Raw genomic sequence first — 477 nt, forward strand, 5'->3', positions numbered from 1 at the left:
TCAAGCAATCTATTAAATCGCGATCTAATCAGTAAATGCGTTTTACTGTCGGGAACAAGGCAAAATTGTTCGAAAATATCTCCCTCTCTGTCCTGAATAATGATTATTTCTTTTGCTTTACTTAATCTTTTCTTAGTTTCAAGAGAGGAATCTATCCATCTATAAGACTCTTTTTCTTCAATTGGTATGCGATTGTGAGTATTGGTCTTCATTTTAGGAGGCAGTTCATGACCTCTATTCCATATTTTCACATCTGAAAAACCATATGGCATTAAAGTATCTGCATCTATGATAAAACTTGGATGAATAAAAAAGCCAAGTCCACCAATAGAAGCATTGGTTAGTCCAATTGACTCATCCTTTTTGATCCTGTTTCTGTGATTGTACAGGTTTATTTCACTGCTGTCCTGAATGCACAAAACAGATTTATCTTCAACGCAGCTTACACAATTAAGAGACATGTTCTTTATAATATCA

At 34.2% G+C, this 477-nt stretch carries 1 pseudogene; it reads right to left on the bottom strand.

The annotated features are described in order from the left end of the window. Positions 1-461 (bottom strand): annotated as a pseudogene (locus FLACOL7796_RS00060) (IS4-like element ISBthe3 family transposase); the annotation flags it as partial. Positions 462-477: the final 16 nt, after the last annotated feature.

Origin of the sequence: Flavobacterium bizetiae (assembly GCF_902804475.1) — a bacterium.
GTDB lineage: Bacteria > Bacteroidota > Bacteroidia > Flavobacteriales > Flavobacteriaceae > Flavobacterium > Flavobacterium bizetiae.